This window comes from Aeromonas sp. INTO2 (assembly GCF_049860605.1).
GTDB classification, from domain to species: Bacteria; Pseudomonadota; Gammaproteobacteria; order Enterobacterales; family Aeromonadaceae; genus Aeromonas; species Aeromonas caviae.
The window spans coordinates 3,263,075-3,286,990 of record NZ_CP187588.1 but is presented as its reverse complement, the minus strand read 5'-3'; the positions used below and the strand labels follow the sequence as shown (position 1 = coordinate 3,286,990).

24 protein-coding genes and 2 pseudogenes are annotated in these 23,916 nt (G+C 57.9%); 9 read left to right on the top strand and 17 right to left on the bottom strand.

The features are described from left to right. Positions 1 to 66 precede the first annotated feature (66 nt). The 3 genes from ACPW74_RS15500 to putP all read left to right on the top strand — a co-directional run bounded on the left by ACPW74_RS15500 (position 67) and on the right by putP (position 4,203). On the top strand, positions 67 to 1,308 hold the full coding sequence (locus ACPW74_RS15500; RefSeq protein ID WP_052815905.1) for a mechanosensitive ion channel family protein: 1,242 nt from the start codon (positions 67 to 69) through the stop codon (positions 1,306 to 1,308). A gap of 185 nt (positions 1,309 to 1,493) precedes the next feature. Continuing rightward, entirely contained in the window at positions 1,494 to 2,420 is a 927-nt protein-coding gene (locus tag ACPW74_RS15495) for a L,D-transpeptidase family protein (RefSeq protein ID WP_052815902.1), read from the top strand. 274 nt (positions 2,421 to 2,694) lie between these two features. Beyond that, positions 2,695 to 4,203 carry a sodium/proline symporter PutP gene (gene putP, locus ACPW74_RS15490; RefSeq protein ID WP_045525661.1) on the top strand — a complete coding sequence of 503 codons (1,509 nt, stop codon included), beginning with the start codon at positions 2,695 to 2,697 and terminating at the stop codon, positions 4,201 to 4,203. 125 nt (positions 4,204 to 4,328) lie between these two features. Here putP and ACPW74_RS15485 read toward each other — a convergent pair whose 3' ends face one another. The 7 genes from ACPW74_RS15485 to ACPW74_RS15455 form a co-directional block, all read right to left on the bottom strand. Further along, positions 4,329 to 4,880 carry an NAD(P)H-dependent oxidoreductase gene (locus ACPW74_RS15485; protein ID WP_052815900.1) on the bottom strand — a complete coding sequence of 184 codons (552 nt, stop codon included), beginning with the start codon at positions 4,878 to 4,880 and terminating at the stop codon, positions 4,329 to 4,331. Between the two features lie 54 nt (positions 4,881 to 4,934). After that, the gene (locus tag ACPW74_RS15480; RefSeq protein WP_052815914.1) at positions 4,935 to 5,366 is read right to left on the bottom strand and encodes a MerR family transcriptional regulator; all 432 of its coding nucleotides are present in this window, start codon (positions 5,364 to 5,366) and stop codon (positions 4,935 to 4,937) included. A gap of 509 nt (positions 5,367 to 5,875) precedes the next feature. After that, the gene (locus ACPW74_RS15475) at positions 5,876 to 6,793 is read right to left on the bottom strand and encodes an IS5 family transposase (protein ID WP_336580497.1); all 918 of its coding nucleotides are present in this window, start codon (positions 6,791 to 6,793) and stop codon (positions 5,876 to 5,878) included. A gap of 107 nt (positions 6,794 to 6,900) precedes the next feature. After that, on the bottom strand, positions 6,901 to 7,635 hold the full coding sequence (locus ACPW74_RS15470; protein WP_162629644.1) for a hypothetical protein: 735 nt from the start codon (positions 7,633 to 7,635) through the stop codon (positions 6,901 to 6,903). A 268-nt stretch (positions 7,636 to 7,903) separates the two neighbouring features. Continuing rightward, entirely contained in the window at positions 7,904 to 8,884 is a 981-nt protein-coding gene (locus ACPW74_RS15465; protein WP_026141915.1) for an IS5-like element IS5 family transposase, read from the bottom strand. A 45-nt stretch (positions 8,885 to 8,929) separates the two neighbouring features. Beyond that, positions 8,930 to 9,175, bottom strand: a complete 246-nt coding sequence (locus ACPW74_RS15460; protein ID WP_201896848.1) for a hypothetical protein — start codon at positions 9,173 to 9,175, stop codon at positions 8,930 to 8,932. Between the two features lie 82 nt (positions 9,176 to 9,257). Then, positions 9,258 to 9,632: a hypothetical protein gene (locus ACPW74_RS15455; protein WP_201896847.1), complete on the bottom strand. Its 375-nt coding sequence runs from the start codon at positions 9,630 to 9,632 to the stop codon at positions 9,258 to 9,260. Between the two features lie 351 nt (positions 9,633 to 9,983). Here ACPW74_RS15455 and ACPW74_RS15450 point away from each other — a divergent pair, with 351 nt between their 5' ends. After that, positions 9,984 to 10,964, top strand: a complete 981-nt coding sequence (locus tag ACPW74_RS15450) for an IS5-like element IS5 family transposase (protein ID WP_041211574.1) — start codon at positions 9,984 to 9,986, stop codon at positions 10,962 to 10,964. A 37-nt stretch (positions 10,965 to 11,001) separates the two neighbouring features. Here ACPW74_RS15450 and ACPW74_RS15445 read toward each other — a convergent pair whose 3' ends face one another. Together ACPW74_RS15445 and ACPW74_RS15440 are read right to left on the bottom strand one after the other, a co-directional pair. After that, a complete protein-coding gene (locus tag ACPW74_RS15445; protein WP_201896846.1) occupies positions 11,002 to 12,060 on the bottom strand; it encodes a putative phage abortive infection protein in 1,059 nt (352 codons plus the stop codon). Between the two features lie 152 nt (positions 12,061 to 12,212). Further along, a pseudogene (locus ACPW74_RS15440) lies at positions 12,213 to 12,875 on the bottom strand (IS630-like element ISAeme16 family transposase); the annotation flags it as partial. Between the two features lie 84 nt (positions 12,876 to 12,959). Here ACPW74_RS15440 and ACPW74_RS15435 point away from each other — a divergent pair. Then, positions 12,960 to 13,877 (top strand): IS5 family transposase, encoded by a 918-nt coding sequence (locus tag ACPW74_RS15435; RefSeq protein ID WP_336580497.1) that lies wholly within the window; start codon positions 12,960 to 12,962, stop codon positions 13,875 to 13,877. 26 nt (positions 13,878 to 13,903) lie between these two features. On the opposite strand, the pseudogene ACPW74_RS15430 reads toward ACPW74_RS15435, so the two are convergent. From ACPW74_RS15430 to ACPW74_RS15420, 3 genes and pseudogenes are all read right to left on the bottom strand, one after another. Beyond that, a pseudogene (locus ACPW74_RS15430) lies at positions 13,904 to 14,310 on the bottom strand (helix-turn-helix domain-containing protein); the annotation flags it as partial. Between the two features lie 591 nt (positions 14,311 to 14,901). After that, on the bottom strand, positions 14,902 to 15,495 hold the full coding sequence (locus ACPW74_RS15425) for an MliC family protein (RefSeq protein ID WP_052815285.1): 594 nt from the start codon (positions 15,493 to 15,495) through the stop codon (positions 14,902 to 14,904). 110 nt (positions 15,496 to 15,605) lie between these two features. Next, on the bottom strand, positions 15,606 to 15,974 hold the full coding sequence (locus ACPW74_RS15420; RefSeq protein ID WP_010675518.1) for a DUF2061 domain-containing protein: 369 nt from the start codon (positions 15,972 to 15,974) through the stop codon (positions 15,606 to 15,608). A gap of 180 nt (positions 15,975 to 16,154) precedes the next feature. Between ACPW74_RS15420 and ACPW74_RS15415 the strand changes: the two genes are divergently transcribed. After that, positions 16,155 to 16,361: a hypothetical protein gene (locus ACPW74_RS15415; protein WP_052815284.1), complete on the top strand. Its 207-nt coding sequence runs from the start codon at positions 16,155 to 16,157 to the stop codon at positions 16,359 to 16,361. 98 nt (positions 16,362 to 16,459) lie between these two features. Here ACPW74_RS15415 and ACPW74_RS15410 read toward each other — a convergent pair whose 3' ends face one another. Further along, on the bottom strand, positions 16,460 to 17,056 hold the full coding sequence (locus tag ACPW74_RS15410; protein WP_052815283.1) for an FMN-dependent NADH-azoreductase: 597 nt from the start codon (positions 17,054 to 17,056) through the stop codon (positions 16,460 to 16,462). A gap of 109 nt (positions 17,057 to 17,165) precedes the next feature. Here ACPW74_RS15410 and ACPW74_RS15405 point away from each other — a divergent pair, with 109 nt between their 5' ends. Then, entirely contained in the window at positions 17,166 to 18,095 is a 930-nt protein-coding gene (locus ACPW74_RS15405) for a LysR family transcriptional regulator (RefSeq protein ID WP_103859254.1), read from the top strand. A 50-nt stretch (positions 18,096 to 18,145) separates the two neighbouring features. Here the strand turns inward: ACPW74_RS15405 and ACPW74_RS15400 are convergent, their stop codons facing one another. The 3 genes from ACPW74_RS15400 to ACPW74_RS15390 are packed head-to-tail and all read right to left on the bottom strand — an operon-like array spanning position 18,146 to position 21,358. Next, entirely contained in the window at positions 18,146 to 19,000 is an 855-nt protein-coding gene (locus tag ACPW74_RS15400) for a 23S rRNA (adenine(2030)-N(6))-methyltransferase RlmJ (protein WP_052815281.1), read from the bottom strand. Then, the gene (locus ACPW74_RS15395) at positions 18,994 to 19,455 is read right to left on the bottom strand and encodes a DUF2390 domain-containing protein (protein WP_052815280.1); all 462 of its coding nucleotides are present in this window, start codon (positions 19,453 to 19,455) and stop codon (positions 18,994 to 18,996) included. The genes ACPW74_RS15400 and ACPW74_RS15395 overlap by 7 nt, the downstream gene beginning before the upstream one ends. Continuing rightward, positions 19,448 to 21,358 (bottom strand): ABC transporter ATP-binding protein, encoded by a 1,911-nt coding sequence (locus ACPW74_RS15390; RefSeq protein WP_042879860.1) that lies wholly within the window; start codon positions 21,356 to 21,358, stop codon positions 19,448 to 19,450. Before ACPW74_RS15390 ends, ACPW74_RS15395 begins: the two co-directional genes overlap by 8 nt. A gap of 147 nt (positions 21,359 to 21,505) precedes the next feature. On the opposite strand from ACPW74_RS15390, the gene ACPW74_RS15385 reads away from it, so the two are divergent. After that, complete coding sequence (locus tag ACPW74_RS15385) at positions 21,506 to 21,916, top strand: CBS domain-containing protein (protein WP_041212425.1); 411 nt, start codon at positions 21,506 to 21,508, stop codon at positions 21,914 to 21,916. Positions 21,917 to 22,204: 288 nt separating this feature from the next. Here the strand turns inward: ACPW74_RS15385 and tnpA are convergent, their stop codons facing one another. Then, positions 22,205 to 22,609 (bottom strand): IS200/IS605-like element ISAs26 family transposase, encoded by a 405-nt coding sequence (gene tnpA, locus ACPW74_RS15380; protein ID WP_041211383.1) that lies wholly within the window; start codon positions 22,607 to 22,609, stop codon positions 22,205 to 22,207. Positions 22,610 to 22,666: 57 nt separating this feature from the next. Between tnpA and ACPW74_RS15375 the strand changes: the two genes are divergently transcribed. Beyond that, the gene (locus ACPW74_RS15375) at positions 22,667 to 23,893 is read left to right on the top strand and encodes an RNA-guided endonuclease InsQ/TnpB family protein (RefSeq protein ID WP_021141234.1); all 1,227 of its coding nucleotides are present in this window, start codon (positions 22,667 to 22,669) and stop codon (positions 23,891 to 23,893) included. Positions 23,894 to 23,916 lie beyond the last annotated feature (23 nt).

Genomic DNA, 23,916 nt, shown 5'->3' with positions numbered 1-23,916 from the left:
GCCTGTCATTTGACATGGGGGACCAGATGCGTACCCTGACCGCTGTGTGATATTGCGGAGGTAACGATGAAAGAGATGTTTTTCAACTGGTTGTCAGGTCTGGGGGTCGATGTGACCCCCATGATGGCCCTGGTGATCGCCCTGGGGTTCATCGTGCTGACCGCCATGGTGCTGCACCTGGTGCTGCACCGCATCCTGCTGGTGCGCCTGGTGGGGCTGCTTGGCAAGACCAAGCAGATGTGGCTGCCGCCCCAGTTGCAGCAACGCCTCTTTTACCGGCTCGCCTTCGTGTTCCAGGGCGCCGTGCTGCTCGGTCAGGCGGAGATCTGGCTGCCCAAAGCGTCCGAGAGCCTGGCGCTTATCGAGTTGCTGGCCCAGCTCTGGATCCTGCTGTTCCTGCTGCTGGCCCTGTTCGCCCTGCTCGACTGCCTGCTCTCCCTGAGCCGGTATACCCGGCTTGGGCGGGATCTGCCCCTGCGCGGCATCTTCCAGGGGGTGAAACTGGTGGCCAGCATCCTGGTGGGCATCCTGATGATCGCCCTGCTGCTCGGCAAGTCGCCCCTCTTCCTGTTCAGCGGCCTGGGGGCCATGACCGCGGTCCTGATGCTGGTGTTCAAGGACCCCATCCTCGGCCTGGTGGCGGGTATCCAGCTCTCCGCCAACCGCATGCTGAGCGTCGGTGACTGGCTGCAGATGGACAAGTACGGGGCGGACGGCGAGGTGACCGACATCGGCCTCACCACGGTCAAGGTGTCGAACTGGGACAAGACCATCACCACCATCCCCACCTATGCCCTCATCTCCGACTCCTTCAAGAACTGGCAGGGGATGACCGAATCCGGCGGGCGCCGCATCAAGCGCAGCGTCAACATCGACATGACCAGCGTGCGCTTCCTCACCTCGCAGGAGCAGTTGCAGCTCAAGCAGGCCAGGTTGCTGGCACCCTACCTCAGCCGCAAGGAGCAGGAGCTCAGCAGCTACAACCAGCAGCTCAGCGATGCCATCAGCTGCCCCATCAATGGTCGCCACCTCACCAACCTCGGCACCCTGCGCGCCTATCTGGACGCCTACCTGCGGGCCCATGCGGGCATTCGCAAGGACATGACCCTGATGGTGCGCCAGTTGGCACCGACCACGGACGGCCTGCCGCTGGAGATCTACTGCTTCACGGCGACCACCGCCTGGGCCGAGTATGAAGGGATACAGGCTGATATTTTCGACCACATATTTGCGATAATTGAGCAATTCCATCTACGTTTGCATCAGTCGCCAACCGGTTATGACATGCACAGTTGGAAAAACGGCTGATCCCGCTTATGACAAGGTGCCGCGGCGCGGCGCGGCACCGTATTTAATCACCGACCCGTCAGCACGTGGCGGTTGAAATTTGCATGGCAGAGGAGAAAAATGGCGGCCTTCTCTTCGCCCCGGGCGCGCCCGTCGCCTCCGCGCTGGCCAGAGTGCTGAACCACCCCCTTTATCACAGGAAAGTTATGAAGCTCCTCCACAACACGGCGGCCGCACTGTGCTGCTCCCTGATCCTGGCCGCCATGCCCGCCCTCGCCATCGAATATGCCCTGCCCGCAGCCAACAGCCGCCTGGTGGGGGAGAACCTGGACTACGTGGTGTCCCCGGAAGAGGCGGGCCAACCCCTGGAAGCGGCAGCGGCCAGATTCCAGCTCGGCTTGACCAACATGCTGGAAGCCAACCCCAAGGCGGACCCCCTGCTGCTGCAGGCGGGCGAGAAGCTGGTCGTGCCGCATCAGCTGATCCTGCCGGATGCCCCCCGTGAAGGCATCGTGCTGAACGTCGCCGAGATGCGCCTCTACTACTACCCCAGAGGCAAGAAGGTGGTGGAAGTGCTGCCGATTGGCATCGGCCAGCTCGGCACCGACACCCCGGAAGACTGGGTGACCAGCGTGCAGCGCAAGAAGGCGGGCCCGACCTGGACCCCGACCGCGAAGATGCACGCCGAGTACGCCGCCCGTGGCGAGACCCTGCCTGCTGTCTGGCCGGCCGGTCCGGACAACCCCATGGGGCTGTTCGCGCTCTACATCGGCAAGATGTACGCCATCCACGGTACCAACGCCCAGTTCGGCATCGGCCTGCGGGTGAGCCACGGCTGCGTGCGTCTGCGCAACGACGACATCGAGTACCTGTTCAAGCAGGTCCCGGTCGGTACCCGCGTCCAGTTCGTGAACCAGCCCATCAAGGCCTCTGTCGAGCCGGATGGCCGCCGCTACCTGGAAGTGCACCAGCCCCTCTCGCGCAACCAGGAGGAGTTCAACTCCAGCCTGCCGGCCCCGCTGCCCATGTCCACCGCCGTGACCCGCTTCATCGCCCACGCGGACAGCGACTCCCAGCTGGTCAAGCAGGCCCTGGAGCAGCGCAGCGGCATGCCTATCGCCATCAACCGCTGATCCCGCCCGTCGGTATTCCGAGCCCCGGCCACTGTCGGGGCTTTTTTATGGCGCGGGGGAGGGAATCATCAGGGTAAACCCTTGGCAGGTCGGGATAAAATCCGGCCTTATTGCAATTGAGTGGTTGCTTGGTTAGGTGTTAAACGTTTTCCATGTGTTTTTTATTTGTTAAAAGTGGTTGTGGTCCGGCGATCTGCTGATTACTCTAGGCCGGTTTTTTTAAGGAAGAGTCCGTCGCAAGAACGGGCACAGACGTCACATAACGGAGTTTTGAATGACAGCTAGCACCCCCATGCTCATCACCTTTCTGGTGTACATCCTCGGGATGGTGTTGATCGGCTTTATCGCCTATCGCGCCACCCGTAACTTTGACGACTACATTCTCGGCGGCCGCCGCATGGGGAGCTGGGTGACCGCCCTCTCCGCCGGTGCCTCCGACATGAGTGGCTGGCTCCTGATGGGCCTGCCTGGCGCCGTCTTCATCGGCGGCATCTCCGAGAGCTGGATCGCCATCGGCCTCATCATCGGCGCCTACTTCAACTGGCGCTGGGTGGCCGGTCGGCTGCGGGTTCACACCGAGAAGAACCGCAACGCCCTGACCCTGCCGGACTACTTCACCTACCGCTTCGAAGACAAGAGCCGGGTGCTGCGCATCCTCTCCGCCCTGGTGATCCTGCTGTTCTTCACCATCTACTGCGCCTCCGGCGTGGTGGCCGGTGCCCGCCTGTTCGAGAGCACCTTCGGCATGAGCTATGACACCGCCCTCTGGATCGGTGCCGCGGCCACCATCACCTACACCTTCTTCGGCGGCTTCCTCGCGGTAAGCTGGACCGACACCGTGCAGGCGACCCTGATGATCTTCGCCCTCATCCTGACTCCTGTGTTCGTCATCATCGCCGTGGGCGGCATCGACACCGCCATGGTGCAGGTGGCGGCGCAGAACGCCAGCAATCTCGACATGTTCAAGAACCTGGACTTCATCGCCATCATCTCTCTGATGGCCTGGGGCCTGGGCTACTTCGGCCAGCCCCACATCCTGGCGCGCTTCATGGCGGCGGACTCCCACCACTCCATGGCCAGCGCCCGTCGCATCAGCATGACCTGGATGGTGCTGTGCCTGGGTGGCGCCGTGGCCATCGGTTTCTTCGGCCTGGCCTACTTCTCCACCTTCACCGAGCAGGCGGGTGGCGTGACCGCCAACCCGGAGCGCGTCTTCATCGAGCTCTCCAAGATCCTGTTCAACCCCTGGATTGCCGGCGTGCTGCTCTCCGCCATCCTGGCGGCGGTCATGAGTACCCTCAGTTGCCAGCTGCTGGTCTGCTCCAGCGCCATCACCGAGGATCTCTACAAGCCCTTCCTGCGCAAGAACGCCTCCCAGAAAGAGCTGGTGTGGGTCGGCCGCGCCATGGTGCTGCTGATCGCCCTGGTGGCCATCGCCGTCGCCACCAACCCGGAAAACCGGGTGCTGGGGCTGGTGAGCTACGCCTGGGCCGGTTTCGGTGCCGCCTTCGGCCCCGTGGTGCTGCTCTCCGTGCTCTGGTCCCGCATGACCCGCAACGGCGCCCTGGCGGGCATGCTGGTCGGTGCCCTGACCGTCATCATCTGGAAGCAGTTCGGCTGGCTGGGTCTGTACGAAATCATCCCGGGCTTCCTGTTTGCCACCCTGGCCATCGTGCTGTTCAGCCTGTTGGACAAGGCCCCCTCCAAGGCCATGCAGGATCGCTTCGCAGAAGCCGAGCAGGAGTTCCAGAGCCCCATGGCAGACGCCATCGCGGCAAAATAACCCCCGCCTCGACGACAAAAGCCCCGCAACTGCGGGGCTTTTTAATGGGCAAAACATGCCCATGGCAGGGATTAGGCGGGGCGCCTGCCCAGCCGCTGCACATCCTGGCGGGCGGCGGCCCCGGCCTAGCTGAGCCAGCGCTGGCGGGCCCCCTCATCCGAGGTGTGGACGGGCCCCAGATGCTGGCGGTGGGTCAGCCGGATACCGCACAGCCCCAGCACCGGCTTGTCCAGGGTGCGATCCAGGGGGGCTCCCTGCCACCAGCGGTAATACCAGGGGGGGCTGTCCATGGTGAGCAGCAGGCGTGCCGTCTTGCCGGCGAGCAACTGCTCCGGGTACGCCTTCCCCGGCTGGTAGCGAAAGGCGAAACCCGGCAGCAGGGTGCGATCCAGCAGCCCCTTGAGCCGGGCTGGCAGGTGGCCCCACCAGACGGGGGCGACGATCACCAGATGGTGGGCCTGCGTCAGGCTCTGCTGCACCGACTGCAGATCGGGCTCGAGGGGCTGCACCTCGTCATAGCCATGGTGAAGATCCGGCGCGAAGGCGAGCTCCCCCACGTGATGCAGGGTGACGCGCGCGCCCCCTTGCTCGGCACTGCGGGCATACTCTCGGGCGAGGGCGTGGCAGAGGCTGTCGGGTTTGGGGTTGCCGTTGAGAACAAGCAGGTTGGGGGTCATGGTATGGCTCCTTGAAGTGAGCCCCCATTACACCCCTTGTCCCATGGGACAGAGTCAAGCCACCTTTTGACCCCGAGCCGCGGCGGCGGGATGATCCCGCCCGTCGGGGGATTGCCGCGCCGGGGCGCCATAGCGGCAGGGGTGCTGCGCCAGCAGCGTGGCGCACTGGCTCAAGCCCTGATGCTGGCGTTGCAGCCGGGCGACCTCCGCCGCGATCTGCGCCAGCTTGTCCGCGATAAGCTGCTCCACCTTCTGCCAGGGGAAGTGGTCGAGGCTGGTGACGCCCGCGAGCAGGGGAACCAGCTCCCCGAGCTTGCAGCCAAGCCGCTGGGCCTCGCGGATAAAGCCGACCCACTCCAGATCCTCGGCCCGGTAGACGCGATACTTGCCGCGCCGCCTGGGCTCGGGCAGCAGCCCGAGCTGCTCGTAGAGACGGACCGCCTTTGGGGTGGTGCCCGCCAGCCGGGCAAATTCACCGATATACATACTGCTGCTCGCAAAGGTGGTGTGAAAGGAGCCCACTATAGGTCAGTGGCAGGGGGGATTGAATACCCGAGGGGGAGGGCGCCATCGGTGCAGTGTGGGGAGGATAACGATGTGGAGCTGTGACGGCATCGCCGCATCCCTGACACGGCGCAGGGGCGGGATATGGCTTTGCCCTCGACGGGGTTTCGCCCGCTCTTCGGGCCGGGGAGAGTGACATTGGAAAGACCCAAAGCCACCAAAGGTCTTCTCCCCCGGCAAGCCGTCCGTTTCGCGGATTCCCTCGCCTACTTCATCGGGTCGGACGGAGCACCGCACACGGCACATCCCTGTGCCGCCTGCGGCTGCGCCGTCATCCATGACGGCGCTCCTGACCAGCTAAACTCGGCTCGGCGGCTTGCAGGGGGAAATACCCTGCCTGTCTGCGGCGAAGGAGGTTGGTGTCAGGTGATAACTGGCGTTGTTGATCAAATCCGTCGCTGGATGGCCGTTCCCCAACCCGTTGATACCACTCAATTCACTGGCTGGCGAACAGGCATACCAAGCCCTGTCAGCTTGTTCATCACCTTCACGCCAGCCAGGATTTCGCCCACCTGGGCGTTGTAGTTCCGCAGGCTCAGCGTTGGCCCGATGAGTTGCTTGAACCGGTACATGGCGGTCTCGGCTATCGAGCGCTGGTGATAGCCGGAGTCTTTCTTCCATTGCTTCAGTTCACCGGCCTTGAGCGCCGTCACCGCCTCGTTGCGGGGATGGCCTTCCTCCCACGGTGCCGCATTTTTTCTCGGCGGTATGGTGGCTTTCGCCCCCTTCTTCTTCAGTAGCGCATGACAGGCCTTGGTGTCATACGCACCATCGGCGCTGACCTGTTTTATCTTGCGTCGTAAGGGGTTGAGCAACGTCGGTAACACCTCGTTATCCGCCACCGTCTCCAGGCTGACTTCGGCAGCGATGACCGCATGGGTTGTGGCATCCACCGCCAAGTGGAGCTTGCGCCACACTCGTCGCTTCTCCTTGCCGTGTTTGCGAATTTTCCATTCGCCTTCGCCATAGACCTTGAGGCCGGTGGCATCAATGACCAAGTGAGCCACCGGGCCTTGGCTGGGGACGCGGTACTTGATGTCGACGGTCTTGGCGCGCTTGCTGATACAGCTATAGTCCGGCGACTGCAAAGGCACCGCCATCAGTTGGAACAACGAGTTAATGAAGCCTTCTAGCGCCCGCAGCGGCAACTTGAACAAGCCTTTTAGCATCAGGGCCGTCTCAATGGCGGTGTCACTGTAGTGGAAACCTCTCCCTCGGCGGCCATGGTGGACCAGGCAATGCCACTGCTTAATGGCTTGTTCGTCCATCCAGATGGTCAACGAACCGCGTTGCACCAAGGCTTGGTTGTACTGCTGCCAGTTGCTGATCTTGTGCTTGGACTTGCCCATCTGATGCTCTCGGAGACTGCGCTACAGGATCAGATCACCGAGATGTCAGATAGTTCCCCGATTTGAGCAACAAGGCCGTGATAACTAGATCTGTACACACCGCCTTATTAATCATCATCCCAACCTGCCCGTCCATCACAAAACTCACACCCAGACCACATAGTACCTTCAGACAGATTTGTAGATTCATCATTGCACCATTCGCATACTCCATAACTGTCTGTAACTGTGAAACACTCGGTGCACAAAAACTCGTTTGTACCCACCTCAACGACAGTTTCGTAACTGCAACATTCGCCACAATTAATGGGGAATGGATAATCTCCGCCATCTTTGACTGCTAGGTAAGCTTCTGTCTCGTCAACAAACTCTTCAAGTAACGAACTACTCCCGTGTTCCTCATTGCATGAGGAGCACGTAGCCGACGGTTCTCCATGAAAAAATAAAATTCCGTCATCACACTCTTTGCAGGCAATACGAATGCAGTTTTCTTTTAACCCGCAGACCAGACATTCCGAAAGATAAAGCTTTTTTAACTCGGTTTCGTGCTGTTCTGCTGTAAATCCGCAGGATGGACATTCTTGGAATTCGTAACCCTTATTCTCCAGTTCAGCTATGGCGGGTTTTAACTCATCAAACACGACTTTTAGAAATTCATGGTGCTCCCTTAGTTTGGCATCAATATCGGAAATTTGAGTTGACCACTCTTCAAAAACCGATTTCCATTGACCTAACAATAAATCATGCAGGAAATACCACGCCTTTAGCTGCTCCTTTACAATGCCACGAACTCTACGCTCATCAGCTTCTGATGTTTCGGCTTCATGGAAAAAGTGAACCATCTGATTCCTATGCTTTGAGACTGAGCGAAATGCATCGACCTGTTTGCCGGATAAGCCAGATTGAGCAACCTTATCTAAACGCTTTGTAGCCTCTTCAAGCGTTACAGAAAGGAATTTACCTTGGGAAGGTGCGAATAAGCGGGGAAATTCTTCTCGGCTGACTCAGTCATTTCATTTTTTCAGTTTGAGCCGATCTTTTCTCCCGTAAATGCCTTGAATCAGCCTATTTAGACCGTTTCTTCGCCATTTAAGGCGTTATTCCCAGTTTTTAGTGAGATCTCTCCCACTGACGTATCATTTGGTCCGCCCGAAACAGGTTGGCCAGCGTGAATAACATCGCCAGTTGGTTATCGTTTTTCAGCAACCCCTTGTATCTGGCTTTCACGAAGCCGAACTGTCGCTTGATGATGCGAAATGGGTGCTCCACCTTGGCCCGGATGCTGGCTTTCATGTATTCGATGTTGATGGCCGTTTTGTTCTTGCGTGGATGCTGTTTCAAGGTTCTTACCTTGCCGGGGCGCTCGGCGATCAGCCAGTCCACATCCACCTCGGCCAGCTCCTCGCGCTGTGGCGCCCCTTGGTAGCCGGCATCGGCTGAGACAAATTGCTCCTCTCCATGCAGCAGATTACCCAGCTGATTGAGGTCATGCTCGTTGGCCGCGGTGGTGACTAGGCTGTGGGTCAGGCCACTCTTGGCATCGACACCAATGTGGGCCTTCATGCCAAAGTGCCACTGATTGCCTTTCTTGGTCTGATGCATCTGCGGATCGCGTTGCTGCTCTTTGTTCTTGGTCGAGCTGGGTGCCTCAATGATGGTGGCATCGACCAAGGTGCCTTGAGTCATCATGACGCCTGCTTCGGCCAGCCAGCGATTGATGGTCTTGAACAATTGGCGGGCCAGTTGATGCTGCTCCAGCAGGTGGCGGAAATTCATGATGGTGGTGCGGTCCGGCAAGGCGCTATCCAGGGATAACCGGGCAAACAGACGCATGGAGGCGATTTCGTACAGAGCATCTTCCATCGCGCCATCGCTCAGGTTGTACCAATGCTGCATGCAGTGAATGCGTAGCATGGTTTCCAGCGGATAAGGTCGCCGGCCATTACCAGCCTTGGGATAAAACGGCTCGATGACTTCCACCATGTTTTGCCATGGCAGAATCTGCTCCATGCGGGACAAGAAAATCTCTTTTCTGGTCTGACGGCGCTTACTGCTGAATTCACTGTCGGCGAAGGTGAGCTGATGACTCATGATGAACCCTTTTTCATGGCTCCAGATGACAAACATGATCTCATATCAGGGACTTGTTCGCACCTTCCCTTGCTGAAACTCAACCCAATCAGGATCTTTTTTAGGTGAGACAATCAATGACCAATGCTCTGCCATTAAGCGAGCTTTGAGGAACAGCTCAATTGCAGAGTGAAAGTTGATCACGGAGTACTTTGGATATTGTTGCAGCTCAGATATTGACTTGCTTAAGAAATCAATCGCGTTTCCCACCAAGTGCCTGAGCATCTTTTCTTGTTCTTTATGACTTCCCATAACTCACCAAGGTGTATAACGATTAAGCTAAGGGGCCGGCTTCGCCGGTCCCAGCGAACGAAGTGAACGCATTGTTAGTCTACTACTGCTCCGACCATTCGCGGTTCTTTACATATGTCCAACCTTCCTCACCGCGCGCGAGTGTGAAGCCTCTAGCTCCAATCTCGATTAATAGGCGTCTACACTCTTCCGGCTCAGCTCCTGTGACCCTAGAAAGAGTTTTCAATGAGCGTCCTTCGGTGAATTTAGGATTATCAAGCATCTTTCGTAATAAGTCTTTTCTCAGATTGTCTAGAGAATTTGCTCGACGATTTTGATACCAATGAAATATGAGATTTCCTATAACTGACAGAACAGAGCCTACTAACACCCCAATAAATCCAATAACTGCCGCCCAGAATTGGGCATCACTTATAAGTTTTAGTGCGATTTCCTGTGTGATTTGCGGGTCAGCCACGAATAACCTCCTGTAGTAGCCTAACGCTCGGCTAAACGGCGCGAACGCAGTGAGCGTCCGGCGTAGTGAAACGGAGCGAATTTGAGCCACTTGTTATGTGCAGTCTATGATACGTGATCATCAGATTCGTATTTTACGCTTGGGTAGTAGGTCTTATATCGAATTCCAAACAGGTGCTGCCCTGGTAAATTTTTAATCAAGTTGTATTTTGTTATTAGCTTTGAGTGGTTTTCGTCACTCTCTGATGAATCAGGTGTGAACTCCCATTTCATACCTATGCTAGGGAAGGTGCGAACAAGTCCCTGATATGAGATCATGTTTGTCATCTGGAGCCATGGAGCAGGGTTCATCATGAGTCATCAACTTACCTTCGCCGACAGTGAATTCAGCAGTAAGCACCGTCAGACCAGAAAAGAGATTTTCTTGTCCCGCATGGAGCAGATCCTGCCATGGCAAAACATGGTGGAAGTCATCGAGCCGTTTTATCCCAAGGCTGGTAATGGCCGGCGACCTTATCCGCTGGAAACCATGCTACGCATTCACTGCATGCAGCATTGGTACAACCTGAGCGATGGCGCGATGGAAGATGCTCTGTACGAAATCGCCTCCATGCGTCTGTTTGCCCGGTTATCCCTGGATAGCGCCTTGCCGGACCGCACCACCATCATGAATTTCCGCCACCTGCTGGAGCAGCATCAACTGGCCCGCCAATTGTTCAAGACCATCAATCGCTGGCTGGCCGAAGCAGGCGTCATGATGACTCAAGGCACCTTGGTCGATGCCACCATCATTGAGGCACCCAGCTCGACCAAGAACAAAGAGCAGCAACGCGATCCGCAGATGCATCAGACCAAGAAAGGCAATCAGTGGCACTTTGGCATGAAGGCCCACATTGGTGTCGATGCCAAGAGTGGCCTGACCCACAGCCTAGTCACCACCGCGGCCAACGAGCATGACCTCAATCAGCTGGGTAATCTGCTGCATGGAGAGGAGCAATTTGTCTCAGCCGATGCCGGCTACCAAGGGGCGCCACAGCGCGAGGAGCTGGCCGAGGTGGATGTGGACTGGCTGATCGCCGAGCGCCCCGGCAAGGTAAGAACCTTGAAACAGCATCCACGCAAGAACAAAACGGCCATCAACATCGAATACATGAAAGCCAGCATCCGGGCCAAGGTGGAGCACCCATTTCGCATCATCAAGCGACAGTTCGGCTTCGTGAAAGCCAGATACAAGGGGTTGCTGAAAAACGATAACCAACTGGCGATGTTATTCACGCTGGCCAACCTGTTTCGGGCGGACCAAATGATACGTCAGTGGGAGAGATCTCACTAAAAACTGGGGATAACGCCTTAAATGGCGAAGAAACGGTCTAAATAGGCTGATTCAAGGCATTTACGGGAGAAATAATCGGCTCAAACATGAAGAAATGAAATGACTGAGTCAGCCGAGAAGAATTTCCCCGCTTATTCGCACCTTCCCTAGAAATGCTATTTACAAGAAGTAGTGCCTGCTCATAAGTGGACAATTGGGCTCGATACATTTTTCCATAAGCATATTTCTGATCTTCGTTTAGGTAGTCACTCCCATTTAAGTATTTGTAGCTTTGATACAGGTGTCTAAAATAGTGGCCTAGGCGGAATTGATGGCCGCCATAATACTTTTCATATGGAAGGTGCATATTCAAATCGGCGGCCATCTGAGAGAGGTTGGCGGATTTTTCTGGGGTGCTCCTATTGCGGTACAGCTCTCCGATCAGTTCATGTAGTTTATTGAGGTCCAAGTTTCTTGCTTTCTCCCAGTTGGCGAACCTTTCTTCACTTGACCTTTTTGGCTTCAGCTTAATGTAGTACAGGAGCTTAAAATAATAATCAGGATTGTATTTTTTCTGGAAGAGTTTTCTCAATGCGATCTCCCCCTCAGCGCCAACCCCATAAAATACCATACAGTAGGCAATATCAATCCTGGCCAGTTCGATTGCATTAATTTTTGGGTTATTTTTCGCGATGATCTCTCGAACGCGCTCAAGATATTTTGGTGCAATATAGTCGGTAGGGTTTTTTGAGTTAGAAAATTTCTTTACCTCCATATAACACTCAATAAATTCTTGAAATATTATTTTTAATACTTGTCTGTTTTCATAAATTTCATAATCGCCAGACGAATGTTTTCTGTACCTCAATTCGCTCACATTTTCTCGATATAGCCTAATCATTTCGAAAAAGGTTGCCTCAAACGCAGTTCTCTTGTTCTCTTTGGCCTGCTCTTGAAATGTCAGATATATGAGAAACGTCCCAGTCAAAGCGAAAAATGTACCTATTACACCCCCAACAAAATCACCAAACTGTCCTGTGACCTCATAGTTTGTTTTTGCTTCGAAATAAATTGAGTAGCCATCAGCTGCCGATTTTCCCAGAAAATAGACAAGCATACCCAATCCTATTACTAGAAAAGTAAAGGCTGATATTTTTATGAATTTTGCCATGAATAAATTAAGCCCCTGTGGGTAATAAGCACATAACAGTGATTAGATGGAGGGCGGTACTAACAGATTAATACCGTCTTCTATCTAAATAGCTGATCCTAATTTCGCTCCAGTTGCATAAGCCCATGTCCATTACCGGGGAACGGGGCGGCATGATCCAGGAAGTAGAACACGCGACGTAATAACTCACCCAATGTGCGGCATTGGTGGTTCCGGGTGATCGTTTCATGGAGGGCATGCCACAGCCGCTCAATCTGGTTCACCCATGGCGAATACACCGGCTGAAAAAGCACGATGAACTTCGGATTTTTTGCCAGCCATCGCTGTGCTTTTTTGCTCTTGTGGATGATGTAGTTATCCAGGATCAGCGTGATGCTCTTGGCGCGCCGATAAGTCCGCTTTAGTGTTTGGAGCAGTGACAAGAACAAGTCCGTGTCTTTGCTATCGCTCGCCACATAGGTCACGTTACCTGTTCCGGCATGCAGGGCGCCAGCGAGGTAATGTTTGCGATTCTGGCCCGGAGTTGCCACTTTCTTCTGCTTCCCTCGCATCATCCAGTCCGCCCCCAGCTTGGGATTTAGGTGGATATCCACCTCATCTTCATAGAACACGGGATGGTCCGCACTGCAGCGTCCCAAGGCCTCATTGATAGCGGCCATTTTCCGCTCTTTATGGGGATCGCGGATGTGCAAAGTGGGCGCGGCCCGGCGCCAGACAATCCCTAGCCTGGGCAGCCATCGCCGTATTGTTGAAGCATGCAATGTCAGGGGCCTTGTTGCTCAAATCGGGGAACTATCTGACATCTCGGTGATCTGATCCTGTAGCGCAGTCTCCGAGAGCATCAGATGGGCAAGTCCAAGCACAAGATCAGCAACTGGCAGCAGTACAACCAAGCCTTGGTGCAACGCGGTTCGTTGACCATCTGGATGGACGAACAAGCCATTAAGCAGTGGCATTGCCTGGTCCACCATGGCCGCCGAGGGAGAGGTTTCCACTACAGTGACACCGCCATTGAGACGGCCCTGATGCTAAAAGGCTTGTTCAAGTTGCCGCTGCGGGCGCTAGAAGGCTTCATTAACTCGTTGTTCCAACTGATGGCGGTGCCTTTGCAGTCGCCGGACTATAGCTGTATCAGCAAGCGCGCCAAGACCGTCGACATCAAGTACCGCGTCCCCAGCCAAGGCCCGGTGGCTCACTTGGTCATTGATGCCACCGGCCTCAAGGTCTATGGCGAAGGCGAATGGAAAATTCGCAAACACGGCAAGGAGAAGCGACGAGTGTGGCGCAAGCTCCACTTGGCGGTGGATGCCACAACCCATGCGGTCATCGCTGCCGAAGTCAGCCTGGAGACGGTGGCGGATAACGAGGTGTTACCGACGTTGCTCAACCCCTTACGACGCAAGATAAAACAGGTCAGCGCCGATGGTGCGTATGACACCAAGGCCTGTCATGCGCTACTGAAGAAGAAGGGGGCGAAAGCCACCATACCGCCGAGAAAAAATGCGGCACCGTGGGAGGAAGGCCATCCCCGCAACGAGGCGGTGACGGCGCTCAAGGCCGGTGAACTGAAGCAATGGAAGAAAGACTCCGGCTATCACCAGCGCTCGATAGCCGAGACCGCCATGTACCGGTTCAAGCAACTCATCGGGCCAACGCTGAGCCTGCGGAACTACAACGCCCAGGTGGGCGAAATCCTGGCTGGCGTGAAGGTGATGAACAAGCTGACAGGGCTTGGTATGCCTGTTCGCCAGCCAGTGAATTGAGTGGTATCAACGGGTTGGGGAACGGCCATCCAGCGACGGATTTGATCAACAACGCCAATGTCAGGCGCCAACTCCGTTTGAGTTCAAGCGCCATCAGTTCGGTACTCCAACGCGAGCGCTGATATCCGAGCTCCTGTGGAGACAACTGGATCAACAGCTGTAATAGACCCGAGATGTGAGCAAATGGCAGCACCGGCTTGCGCCCCCGAGGCTCGCTTTCAAGCCCCTCCAGACCGTACAAGGTGTACCAGTTCACCCAGCGATTGATCGATGACCGGGCGGCGGCTGTGAGCCGAGAAACAGCCGAGACACTGTGCCCGTCAGCAAGGAGCAAGATGGCGTTGAGCCTCCGGCAGAGATCTTTATCTTTGGTCCGGTGCATCTTGTTGATGATCCGGCGTCGCTCATCATGGTCGGGGAGTGTTAGTATCATTTCGGGCTCGGCTCGTTTGTCGTTTGATTGGTTTGGCGATTAATCAGATCGCACAAACGACGCCGAGTTCCCTTCTTTCCCGGATAAGTGATCTACATTTCGGAACGGTTATTTAGCTCCGCTTCACTTTGATTTCGGGATTTAGAAGTAACATTTAAATCAATGGATTACCTGCCTACCTCTGAAGCAGACTGTATTCGCTTGACCTCTTCTTTTTGCACAACCATTACGACGGTATAGAAAAGCAGTGTGACCTTGGTCATGACAAACGCCGGCATGGCTACCGCCCTGAATTACAGCCTCCAGTCTGCTGCACGTTACCTGCGAGAGGGTTGGCATGGCTCATGGGAGACTCCGACGAGGCGTATGTTGCCAATTGGCTATATTAACGGCCCGCGAGCGAAGGGGAAGGAGGAAATGGCGAATTGCCGGGCAAGATCAACAAATGGAGGCAAGCCCGAAAGCCTGGCGTCCGGGCTGGATTGGCGAGAGAGGGCTGGGCATAGGTAAAAGGGAGCGAGTGGCCACCAACTGGTGACCCTCTTGCTGCCTGTACGGGAGTGGTTGCCCGGCCCTTGGCCGGGCGGGGGATCAGTTGCCCGGGATCTCGCTGCAGTTGAGGGTGGGCTGACCGTAGCGCTCCAGCATGGCGTCGCTCCCCTTGGTCCAGAGGGTGAGGTTTTGCCCCTCGTACCGGGCGCCGCTGGCGCTGGGGGTCTCATAGGCGAGCACCTGCTGCTGGTCGTTCCCCTCGCTCAAATTGATCATGGCGGCGGGCCGCTTGGCCTCGTTGTAGAAGTAGGTGGAGAGGGTGAGGCTCTTGCCGCACTGGTAATCAATCGGCGTCGGCACCCTCAGTTGGCCGCCTTTTATCTGCAACTCGGTGATCCGCAACTGGTAGCTCTCTTCCACGCACTGGCGCAGGTCGCCCGCCTTCCAGCAGTCGTTGCGCCCCTTGATCCAGCCGCGCTGGATGGCGCGCTCGCTCTTCTGCTGCTCGGGGGAGAACCCGGCAATCGCCTTGGGATAGAGGGCTGACAGCTCGTTATCCAGCGCAGCCAGTCCGGCATCCTTGCAAATGAGGGTTTCGGCGGCGCCTTTCGCCTTGGCGCACTCGAAGGACGGGGTGGCCGCCGCGGCCAGCAGAGGGGAAAACAGCAGGGTTCCAAGCAAGATCTTGTTCATCGACAGGGCTCCAACAGGGGGCGTGATGCCCCGTGATCAGAGCACACTTTACACCCGAAGGAGGCAGGAGCACCCCGTGTTTTTGGGTGCCGGGCGGCCCTGCATGGCAATCAGACGCCGGCCAGCGCCAAGGTCTGGCGGCTGCGCCACAGCCGCTCGTGGAAGAAGAAGACGACGGTGTTGATGGCAGGTTCGATCAGTGCCATCACGCCGCCGGTGAGCAGCTCGCCACTCAGCAGGTAGGCGACACCGAAGGCCACCGAGAAGTGGACCAGGGCGAAGCTGCTGGTCTTGGCCTGCAGGCTGTGCTCAGGCTTGAGCTTGTGCCAGCCAAGGTCGTGGAAGTAGAAGGCGACCGTGTTCACGGCGGGCTCGATGAGGGCGATCAGGCTGGCGGTGAGCAGTTCGCCGGTCAGCAGGTAAGCCACGGTGAAGGCGACACAAAAGTGCAGGATGGCGAAGCTGATGGTCTTTTTCATGGTGGTGTCTCCTCTGGCGATGAAGGCAGTATCACCCAGAATCTCATCAAATGAAAACCATTCTCATCTATCAGCGAAATAGAAAATGCCTATCGACCGGGGGAGGCACCACCAGATTGGGAGTTGCCCGGGACCGCAACGGCGCTAGAGTGTGCCTTTTGCCATGAAAAAGGAGCTTTCATGACCATCAACTCCAACCTGTTTGTTCTCTTCATGCTGCTGATGATGATCGTTGTCGGTGTGGTGGCCTGGCGACTGGCCCGGCGCAAGAGCCGCCACCCGGGGCTTGTCACCTTCCTGTGCGTGCTGCTCTGCCTGGTGCCGCCCTTTGCCCTGCTGGCGCTGCTCATTCTGGCGCTCTGGCGGGATATGCCCGTCAGGGCCTGATGTTTGCCTGCACGTGAAAGCCCCTTGCGGGGCTTTTTTACTTGGAATGTCCCGCGCAGCAGGTGGCCGGTTGGAAGGGGCAAGATCGGGTGATGGCCCTACCTGCCTAGGTCAGCGATCCGAGCATGGGCCTCGCGCATCCCCTGCTCCGCCCCGTGGGGGCGCAGATCCATCCCCTCTGCGTAGACGAAGTCCACCGGGATGCCCATCAGGCCGAGCACGGATTGGAGGTAGGGGGTGACCGCATCCGTCGTCTGTCCCTGATGCACGCCGCCGCGGCTACTGAACACCAGGGCGTTGACCCCCTCCACCAGCCCCATGGGGTAGGTGTCGGTGTAACGGAAAGTCACCCCGGCCCGTGCCACCAGATCGAACCAGTTCTTGAGGGGGGTCGGTACATTGAGGTTGTACATGGGGGCGCCGATCAGCAGCAGGTCGGTGGCCTTGAGTTCGGCAATCAGCCGATCCGACAGCGCCACCGCCTGCCGGATGGCCTCATTGGCCGGTTCAGCCCCGCGCAGGGCGTGAAACAACGGGCTGTCGAGGACGGGCAAGTCGAGGGCGGTCAGATCACGCACCACCACCTGGTCCTGATGGCCCTGCTCCCGGCGTGTTTGCAGGAAGCGCTCCATCAACTGGTTGGTGCGGGATGCGGGGCCGTTGAGGCTGGATTGCAGCAGCAGGATCTGGCTCATGAGGGAAACTCCATCTGAAACGTGTGAAGAATGAAGGGAGCTTACCAGTCATTTTTTTCCGCAGTGCTGATAGTATTTCGCCATATTGGTTCCAAAAGGTATGCAATAGATGGCAAACACGCTCAACGGCATCGATCTCTTCGCCACCGTGGTGGAGGCGGGCAGCTTCGCCCAGGCGGCGGAGCGGCTTCACCTCACCCGCTCGGCGGTGGGCAAGGGGGTGGCGCGGCTGGAGCTGCGTCTCGGCGTGCAACTGTTTCATCGCACCACCCGCAGCCAGAGCCTGACCGAGGAGGGGGCGCTCTTCTATCGCCACTGCCTGCGGGCGCTGGAGGAGGTGCGTCTTGGGGAAGCGGCGCTGGCCAGCAACAAGCTCACCCTCAACGGCAGATTGAAGGTCTCCATGCCGGTGCTGTTCGGCCAGCAGTGCGTGGCCCCCATTTTGCTGGCGCTGGCGAAGGCGCATCCCGGGCTGGCCCTGGAGCTGTCGTTCAGCGATCGCAAGGTGGATCTGGTGGAGGAGGGGATGGATCTGGTGATCCGCAACGCAGAGCCGCCGGACAGCCTGGATCTGGCGGCGCGCAGGCTCGGGGAGCACGGCATGACGCTTTGCGCCTCGCCCGCCTATCTGGCCGAGCGGGGGGAACCTGTGACCCTGGCCGAGTTACCGGAGCACGAGTGCATTGCCTATCTGCGCCAGGGGCGGGTGCTGTCGTGGTGGTGGCAGGAGGCCGAGGCATGGCGCGAAGTCCAGCCCAGAGGGCGGTTGCAGATGGACGATCTCAACGCCATCACCCAGGCGGCCATCGCGGGCTTTGGTCTCGCCTGGCTGCCGACCTGGCTGGCGCGGCCCCACCTTGAGCGGGGCGAGCTGCGCGAGCTGCTGGCCCGATTGCCGGGTCGGCGCTATCCCATCAACGCCCTCTGGCCCCATGGTCCGCATCTGCCCCTCAAGACCCGGCTTGCCATCGACTGGCTGGCGAGCCGCCTGTCCGAGCAGCTGGCCAGCGTGAACGTGCCGGGTCATCAGCCCCAATGAAAAAGGGCCTGCTGTGACAGGCCCTTTTTCATTTTCTGTGGTTCCGAGGGTCAGGCTTCGGCCTTGTTCAGCCACTCCACCCTGTACTGGGCGCCGGCGCCCTGGGCCAGCCTGGCGCACAGGGGTTTCAAGAAGGCCTCGATCTGCTCGTCCAGCATCCAGGGGGGGCTGACGATGAGCATGCCGGAGCCGTTCATGCCCCAATCGCTGGTCTGGCCGGCCACTTCCAGCTCGGCCACCAGGACGTTGCCGAAGTTCTCGCGCTTGATCGCTTTGAGCATGTCGCGGGACTTGTCCGCCTCTTGCCCGAGGATGGGATACCAGAGGGCGTAGATGCCGGTGGCCCAGAGCTTTTGCGCTTTTTTAAGGGTATCGACCACGGCGAAGTAATCTTCCTTCAGCTCATAGGGGGGGTCGATGAGCACCAGGCCGCGGCGCGGGGTGGGGGGCAGCAGGGCAACCAGCCCTTCGAAGCCGTCGCGATGGTGGACGGCGACGCGGGGGTCGTACCCCATGTTGGCGCGAAGATCCTCCACCTCGTTGTTGTGCAGCTCCATCAGCGCCAGCTTGTCCTGATCGCGGATAAGGCGGCGGGAGAGCTCCGGCGAGCCGGGGTAGTAGTGCAGCTGGCCATCGCTGTTCATCTCCTCGATGACACCCAGATAGGGGGCCATGGCAGACCACTGGGCCCGTTCATCCCACAGGCGTTTGATCCCGTCGGCGTATTCCGCCTTCTTCTGGGACCAGTCGCCGCGCAGGTCGTAGAGACCGCCACCGGCATGGGTGTCTAGCACGATGAAGGGTTTCTCCTTCTTCTTGAGGGACTCGATGATCAGGGCCTGGACGGCGTGTTTGAGCACATCGGCGTGGTTGCCGGCGTGAAAGGCGTGGCGGTAGCTCAGCATATGAGATCTCTGAGGGGGCCCTGCTGGGCACCCAGTAACGATAGATAGTGAAACAGGTTGCGGCTGTCGCCGCGAAACAGGGCGAGGGTGCGCAGGGTCTGCAGCAAGACCCCCTGTTGCAGCCGCTCCAGCTCCAGTTCGTGGGCCAGCATGGTCTGGTACTCCTCGGTTCCCACCCGTGACTTGGCCTGCTGGCGCAGGGTGCGCCAGGGGAGCAGCACCGCCTCGGTCTGTACCAGGGCCGGTTGCAAGTCCGTGAGGTCGACCGGGATCCGGAGCAGGTCGAGGTGGTGCAGCAGGAGTGCCAGGTTGACGTTGCCCCCCATGCTTTGCACGTGGAGCCAGTCCTGGCTGCGCTGGCCATAGGCGCCCGTGCTCCATGTCCAGAACTCGGAAGGGGTGGGCAGGGCGTCGGGGCTGACCCGCTCGCTGGCCATCAAGGCTTCATCACGCAAAGAAGGCCTGCTCCATGGTTTCCAGCTCTTCAGAGAGGCTCATCCACTCCAGCTCGACGTGCTCCAGCTCCTCCTTGAGGGGGCCCTGGGACTTGAGCAGCTCGGAGAGCTTGCCCTTGGCACTCTCTTCATAGATGGCGGGATCGGCGAGCTGCTCTTCCACCGCGGCCAGCTTGGCCTGCAGCTTCTCCATGCTGGTTTCGAGCTTCTCCAGCTTCTGGCGCAGCGGCCGGGTCGCTTGCCGGAACTGGGCTTCGAGGCGCTTCTGATCCTTGCGCGCCACCGCCGAGTTGGCGGAGACAGTGCCATCTGCCGGCTTGGCATTGGCCTCTTTCTCCTGCTCGCCGAGCCACTTGTGGTAGTCGTCGAGATCCCCATCGAAGGGCTCGACCCGGCCGCCGTGGACCAGATAGAAGTCATCCGTGGTGGTGCGCAGCAGATGACGGTCGTGAGAGACCACCACCATGGCCCCCTCGAACCCTTGCAGGGCCATGGTCAGGGCGTGGCGCATCTCCAGATCCAGGTGGTTGGTCGGTTCATCCAGCAGCAGCAGGTTGGGCTTTTGCCAGGTGATGAGGGCCAGCACCAGACGCGCTTTCTCACCGCCGGAGAAGGGGGCCACCTTGTCGAGCACCTTGTCGCCGTGAAAACCGAAGCTGCCGAGGTAGTTGCGAAGCTCCTGTTCGGTCTTGTCCGGGGCCAGGCGCACCAGGTGATCGAGGGGGCTGTCATCGAGGCGCAGGGTTTCGAGCTGATGCTGGGCGAAGTAGCCGATGCTCACCCCGGCGCTCACCTCCAGCTTGCCCGACAGCGGCGGGTTGCTACCGGAGAGCATCTTGATGAAGGTGGACTTGCCGGCGCCGTTGCGACCGAGCAGGCCGATGCGCGACCCCGGCACCAGGTTGAGCTTGATCTTCTCGAGGATCACCTTGTCACCGTAACCGGCGCACAGGTTCTCCATGGCGATGAGGGGAGTCGGCAGGGCCGAGGGCTCGCGAAACTCGAAGCTGAATTCGGAGTCGGCGTGGGCGGGCAGGATCTTCTCCATCCGCTCCATGGCTTTGAGCCGGCTTTGGGCCTGACGGGCCTTGGAGGCCTTGTAGCGGAAGCGATCCACATAGGATTGCATGTGGGCCATCTCCCGCTGCTGCTTCTCGTACATGGACTGCTGCTGGGCCAGGTGCTCGGCCCGTTGCAGTTCGAAGTCGGAGTAGCCGCCGCTGTATTCGTTGAGCTTGCCGTTCTCGATATGGATGATGCGATTCACCACGGAATCGAGGAAGTCGCGGTCGTGAGAAATGAGCACCAGCGTGCCCTGATAGCCCTTGAGCCACTTCTCCAGCCAGATGACGGCGTCGAGATCCAGGTGGTTGGTCGGTTCATCCAGCAGCAGCAGATCGGAGCGGCAGAGCAGCGCCTGGGCCAGGTTCAGGCGCATACGCCAGCCACCGGAGAAGCTTCTGACCGGCGAGTCGAGCTGATCGCCGCCAAAACCCAGACCGTGCAGCAGCTCGGCGGCACGGGCGCGAATGCTGTAGGCACCTATGGTATCGAGCTTGCCGTGCAGCTCGGCCACCAGCAGACCGTTGTCATCCGCCTCGGCCCGGGCGAGCTCGGCTTCCAGGGCGCGGAACTCCTTGTCGCCGTCGATCACGTACTCCAGGGCGGAGCAGTCCAGCGCCGGGGTCTCCTGGGCCACGCCGGCAATCTGCCAGCCGGCGGGCAGGCTGAAGCTGCCGTTGTCGATGGCCAGCTCGCCCCGTACCAGCGCAAAGAAGGTGGACTTGCCACAGCCGTTCTTGCCCACCAGGCCCACCTTGTGGCCGGGGTGTATGGTGGCGGACGCGTTGTCCAGCAGCGTGCGGCCGCCGCGGATCAGTTCGATTTGACTGGCAACTATCATGGATGGGTCTGCTTGGCTCGATTGAAGGAGAGAAACTGGCGCGGATCTTACGTGAAATGACACAAATTTGCACTTGAGGGCGGGGGGGATGGCTGCCGCCGGAAAAACGTGTCATAACAGAGACATCTGGGGGGCAGGAGGCTGACCATGTTGATTAAAGAGATCATGACGACCCGGGTCGCGACCGTTTCCATGGATGACAGGCTGAGCGTCATCAAGGAGATCTTCGAGCAGGCCCATTTCCGCCACCTCCTGGTGGTGGAGGAAGAGAAGCTGGTGGGGGTCATCTCGGACCGGGATCTGCTGCGTGCCATCAGCCCCTATCTGGACACGGATGCCGAGATGAACCGGGACACCGAGACCCTCAACCGGCGCGCCCACCAGATCATGAGCCGTGAACCCATCACCGTCTCCCCCGAACGCTCCCTGAAAGAGGCCGCCGGCCTCATGCTGGAGCACCAGATCTCCTGTCTGCCTGTGCTGGAAAACGGCGCCCTGGTGGGCATAGTGAGCTGGAAGGACCTGCTGAGGGTCATGCGCGGCTGGCAGCCGGTCTGACAGGGCGGGGAACATAAGCGGGGAGTCCGTGTCGCCCGGCAGGGCTTCCCTGCTTCTTGCTTTGCTGAAACATTAAACTGCATTCATCAAATCTTTCAGTTCACTTGTGTTGCAAAAATGATTTTTATGGTCATAAATTCTGCCAGTGTCATTTCATGTGACACTATATGTCGCAGCGTCAGCTCGAATTGATGCTTTTATAATTAATCGTTCGCCGCTTCAGTTCCCATCTTAAATACGAAAGGGGACTCCCTCCGACGTAGGTGGGAGGGGAATTTCGCCGGGGCGTCAGCCCCGCTGGTTTTGAATGTATTGCTTGATCACCTCCAACGGTGCTCCGCCGCAAGAGCCCGCAAAGTAAGAGCGTGACCAGAGTACGGGTTTGCTGTAAGCACCTCTCAAGTCCAGAAATTCATTACGCAGTCGCCTTGATGTGACCGCCTTTAACGAGTTCACCAGTACCGATAGCTGTACCGTTGGCGCGTACTCTATCAGCATGTGAACATGATCAGCCTCTCCGTCACACTCTTTCAGTTCCGCACCAAAATCTCTGCAAACCTCTGCCGCACACTGACTGAAGGAAGCGTGATGCAGATCCCCCAATATCGGCTTTCGATACTTGGTGATAAACACCAAATGTACGTGCAAAGCGTAGGCCGCATGGCGTGATTTATTAATTTTAGTGAATTGCATTCTGTCACTCAATCGGGCTTAATAGATATGGCAATAATGCTACACACTGAGCGCTAAATGCAAATTCTGAAAGCCTACAAATTCCGACTCGAACCGACCGAACAACAAGCGCAACGCCTGCGCCAGTTGGGCGGTTGTGCTCGTTATGTCTGGAATCACGGGCTGGCAGAAACCAAACGCATTCTGGATGCTGGCGAAAAACTGCCTTCTGCCTTTGAGCTGAACAGGATGCTCACCAGTTGGAAGAAAGACCCAGAAATGGCCTTTCTGGCCGAGGCATATACCGACAACCTCCAGCAGAAGCTCAAGGATTTGCATGGCGCGTGGATGCGCTGCTTTGATAAGAAACTCGCCGCCAAGGCACCCGTATTCAAGAAAAAAAGCGACAACCGCGACGCTATCCGGTTCGTCAACTTCGACAAGTATTGCCGCCTTGAAAAGGGTCGCGTGAAGCTGCCTGCCGGGCTGGCGTGGGTCAAGTTCCGTCAGTCCCAGCCAGTTGAAGGGAAAATTAAAAACGCGACCGTCAGCCAAGCAGCCGGGCACTGGTATATCTCCTTTCAGGTCGAGCAGGAGACGCTTGAGCCAATTCACCCCTCCGGCTCAATGGTCGGGCTAGATGCGGGGATCGCCAAGCTCGCAACCCTGTCAGATGGCACGGTGTTTGAGCCCGTCAACAGCTTCAAAACCAATCAGACCAAGCTGGCAAGGCTCCAACGCCAGTTGAGCAAAAAGGTAAAGTTCAGCAGCAACTGGAAGAAACAAAAAGCCAAGATCCAGCGGCTGCACTCACATATCGCCAATACCCGCCGCGATTACCTTCACAAGGTCACAACGACTATCAGCAAAAACCACGCGATGATCGTCATTGAGGATTTGAAGGTTGCCAGCATGTCAAAATCAGCAGCGGGCACGACCAGCCAGCCGGGGCGCAACGTCCGGGCAAAATCAGGGCTGAATCGTTCGATATTAGATCAGGGCTGGTTTGAGCTGCGCCGCCAGCTCGAATATAAGCAGGCATGGCGAGGCGGTCAGGTGTTGGCGATAAACCCGGCCTACACCAGCCAGCAGTGCGCCTGTTGTGGGCATACTGCGAAGGATAACCGCCAGACGCAAAGCCAGTTTAAATGCGCTGCGTGTGGTTATGAGGCGAACGCCGATGTGAACGGCGCTCGCAATATTTTAGCGGCGGGACACGCCGTTTTAGCCTGTGGAGGCGTGGTGCAATCAGGCCGCCCGATGAAGCAGGAACCCGGTACTGCGCGAGCAGCTATCACCCAGTAATGGGAATCCCCCTCCTGTGACGC

What these genes read in the sequence shown, in the direction of transcription:
- ACPW74_RS15500 (WP_052815905.1), top strand. Translation starts at nt 67, where the DNA reads ATGAAAGAGATGTTTTTCAACTGGTTGTCAGGTCTGGGGGTCGATGTG.
- ACPW74_RS15495 (WP_052815902.1), top strand. Translation starts at nt 1,494, where the DNA reads ATGAAGCTCCTCCACAACACGGCGGCCGCACTGTGCTGCTCCCTGATC.
- putP (WP_045525661.1), top strand. Translation starts at nt 2,695, where the DNA reads ATGACAGCTAGCACCCCCATGCTCATCACCTTTCTGGTGTACATCCTC.
- ACPW74_RS15485 (WP_052815900.1), bottom strand. Translation starts at nt 4,880, where the DNA reads ATGACCCCCAACCTGCTTGTTCTCAACGGCAACCCCAAACCCGACAGC.
- ACPW74_RS15480 (WP_052815914.1), bottom strand. Translation starts at nt 5,366, where the DNA reads ATGTATATCGGTGAATTTGCCCGGCTGGCGGGCACCACCCCAAAGGCG.
- ACPW74_RS15475 (WP_336580497.1), bottom strand. Translation starts at nt 6,793, where the DNA reads ATGGGCAAGTCCAAGCACAAGATCAGCAACTGGCAGCAGTACAACCAA.
- ACPW74_RS15470 (WP_162629644.1), bottom strand. Translation starts at nt 7,635, where the DNA reads ATGGTTCACTTTTTCCATGAAGCCGAAACATCAGAAGCTGATGAGCGT.
- ACPW74_RS15465 (WP_026141915.1), bottom strand. Translation starts at nt 8,884, where the DNA reads ATGAGTCATCAGCTCACCTTCGCCGACAGTGAATTCAGCAGTAAGCGC.
- ACPW74_RS15460 (WP_201896848.1), bottom strand. Translation starts at nt 9,175, where the DNA reads ATGGGAAGTCATAAAGAACAAGAAAAGATGCTCAGGCACTTGGTGGGA.
- ACPW74_RS15450 (WP_041211574.1), top strand. Translation starts at nt 9,984, where the DNA reads ATGAGTCATCAACTTACCTTCGCCGACAGTGAATTCAGCAGTAAGCAC.
- ACPW74_RS15445 (WP_201896846.1), bottom strand. Translation starts at nt 12,060, where the DNA reads ATGCTTGTCTATTTTCTGGGAAAATCGGCAGCTGATGGCTACTCAATT.
- ACPW74_RS15435 (WP_336580497.1), top strand. Translation starts at nt 12,960, where the DNA reads ATGGGCAAGTCCAAGCACAAGATCAGCAACTGGCAGCAGTACAACCAA.
- ACPW74_RS15425 (WP_052815285.1), bottom strand. Translation starts at nt 15,495, where the DNA reads ATGAACAAGATCTTGCTTGGAACCCTGCTGTTTTCCCCTCTGCTGGCC.
- ACPW74_RS15420 (WP_010675518.1), bottom strand. Translation starts at nt 15,974, where the DNA reads ATGAAAAAGACCATCAGCTTCGCCATCCTGCACTTTTGTGTCGCCTTC.
- ACPW74_RS15415 (WP_052815284.1), top strand. Translation starts at nt 16,155, where the DNA reads ATGACCATCAACTCCAACCTGTTTGTTCTCTTCATGCTGCTGATGATG.
- ACPW74_RS15410 (WP_052815283.1), bottom strand. Translation starts at nt 17,056, where the DNA reads ATGAGCCAGATCCTGCTGCTGCAATCCAGCCTCAACGGCCCCGCATCC.
- ACPW74_RS15405 (WP_103859254.1), top strand. Translation starts at nt 17,166, where the DNA reads ATGGCAAACACGCTCAACGGCATCGATCTCTTCGCCACCGTGGTGGAG.
- ACPW74_RS15400 (WP_052815281.1), bottom strand. Translation starts at nt 19,000, where the DNA reads ATGCTGAGCTACCGCCACGCCTTTCACGCCGGCAACCACGCCGATGTG.
- ACPW74_RS15390 (WP_042879860.1), bottom strand. Translation starts at nt 21,358, where the DNA reads ATGATAGTTGCCAGTCAAATCGAACTGATCCGCGGCGGCCGCACGCTG.
- ACPW74_RS15385 (WP_041212425.1), top strand. Translation starts at nt 21,506, where the DNA reads ATGTTGATTAAAGAGATCATGACGACCCGGGTCGCGACCGTTTCCATG.
- tnpA (WP_041211383.1), bottom strand. Translation starts at nt 22,609, where the DNA reads ATGCAATTCACTAAAATTAATAAATCACGCCATGCGGCCTACGCTTTG.
- ACPW74_RS15375 (WP_021141234.1), top strand. Translation starts at nt 22,667, where the DNA reads ATGCAAATTCTGAAAGCCTACAAATTCCGACTCGAACCGACCGAACAA.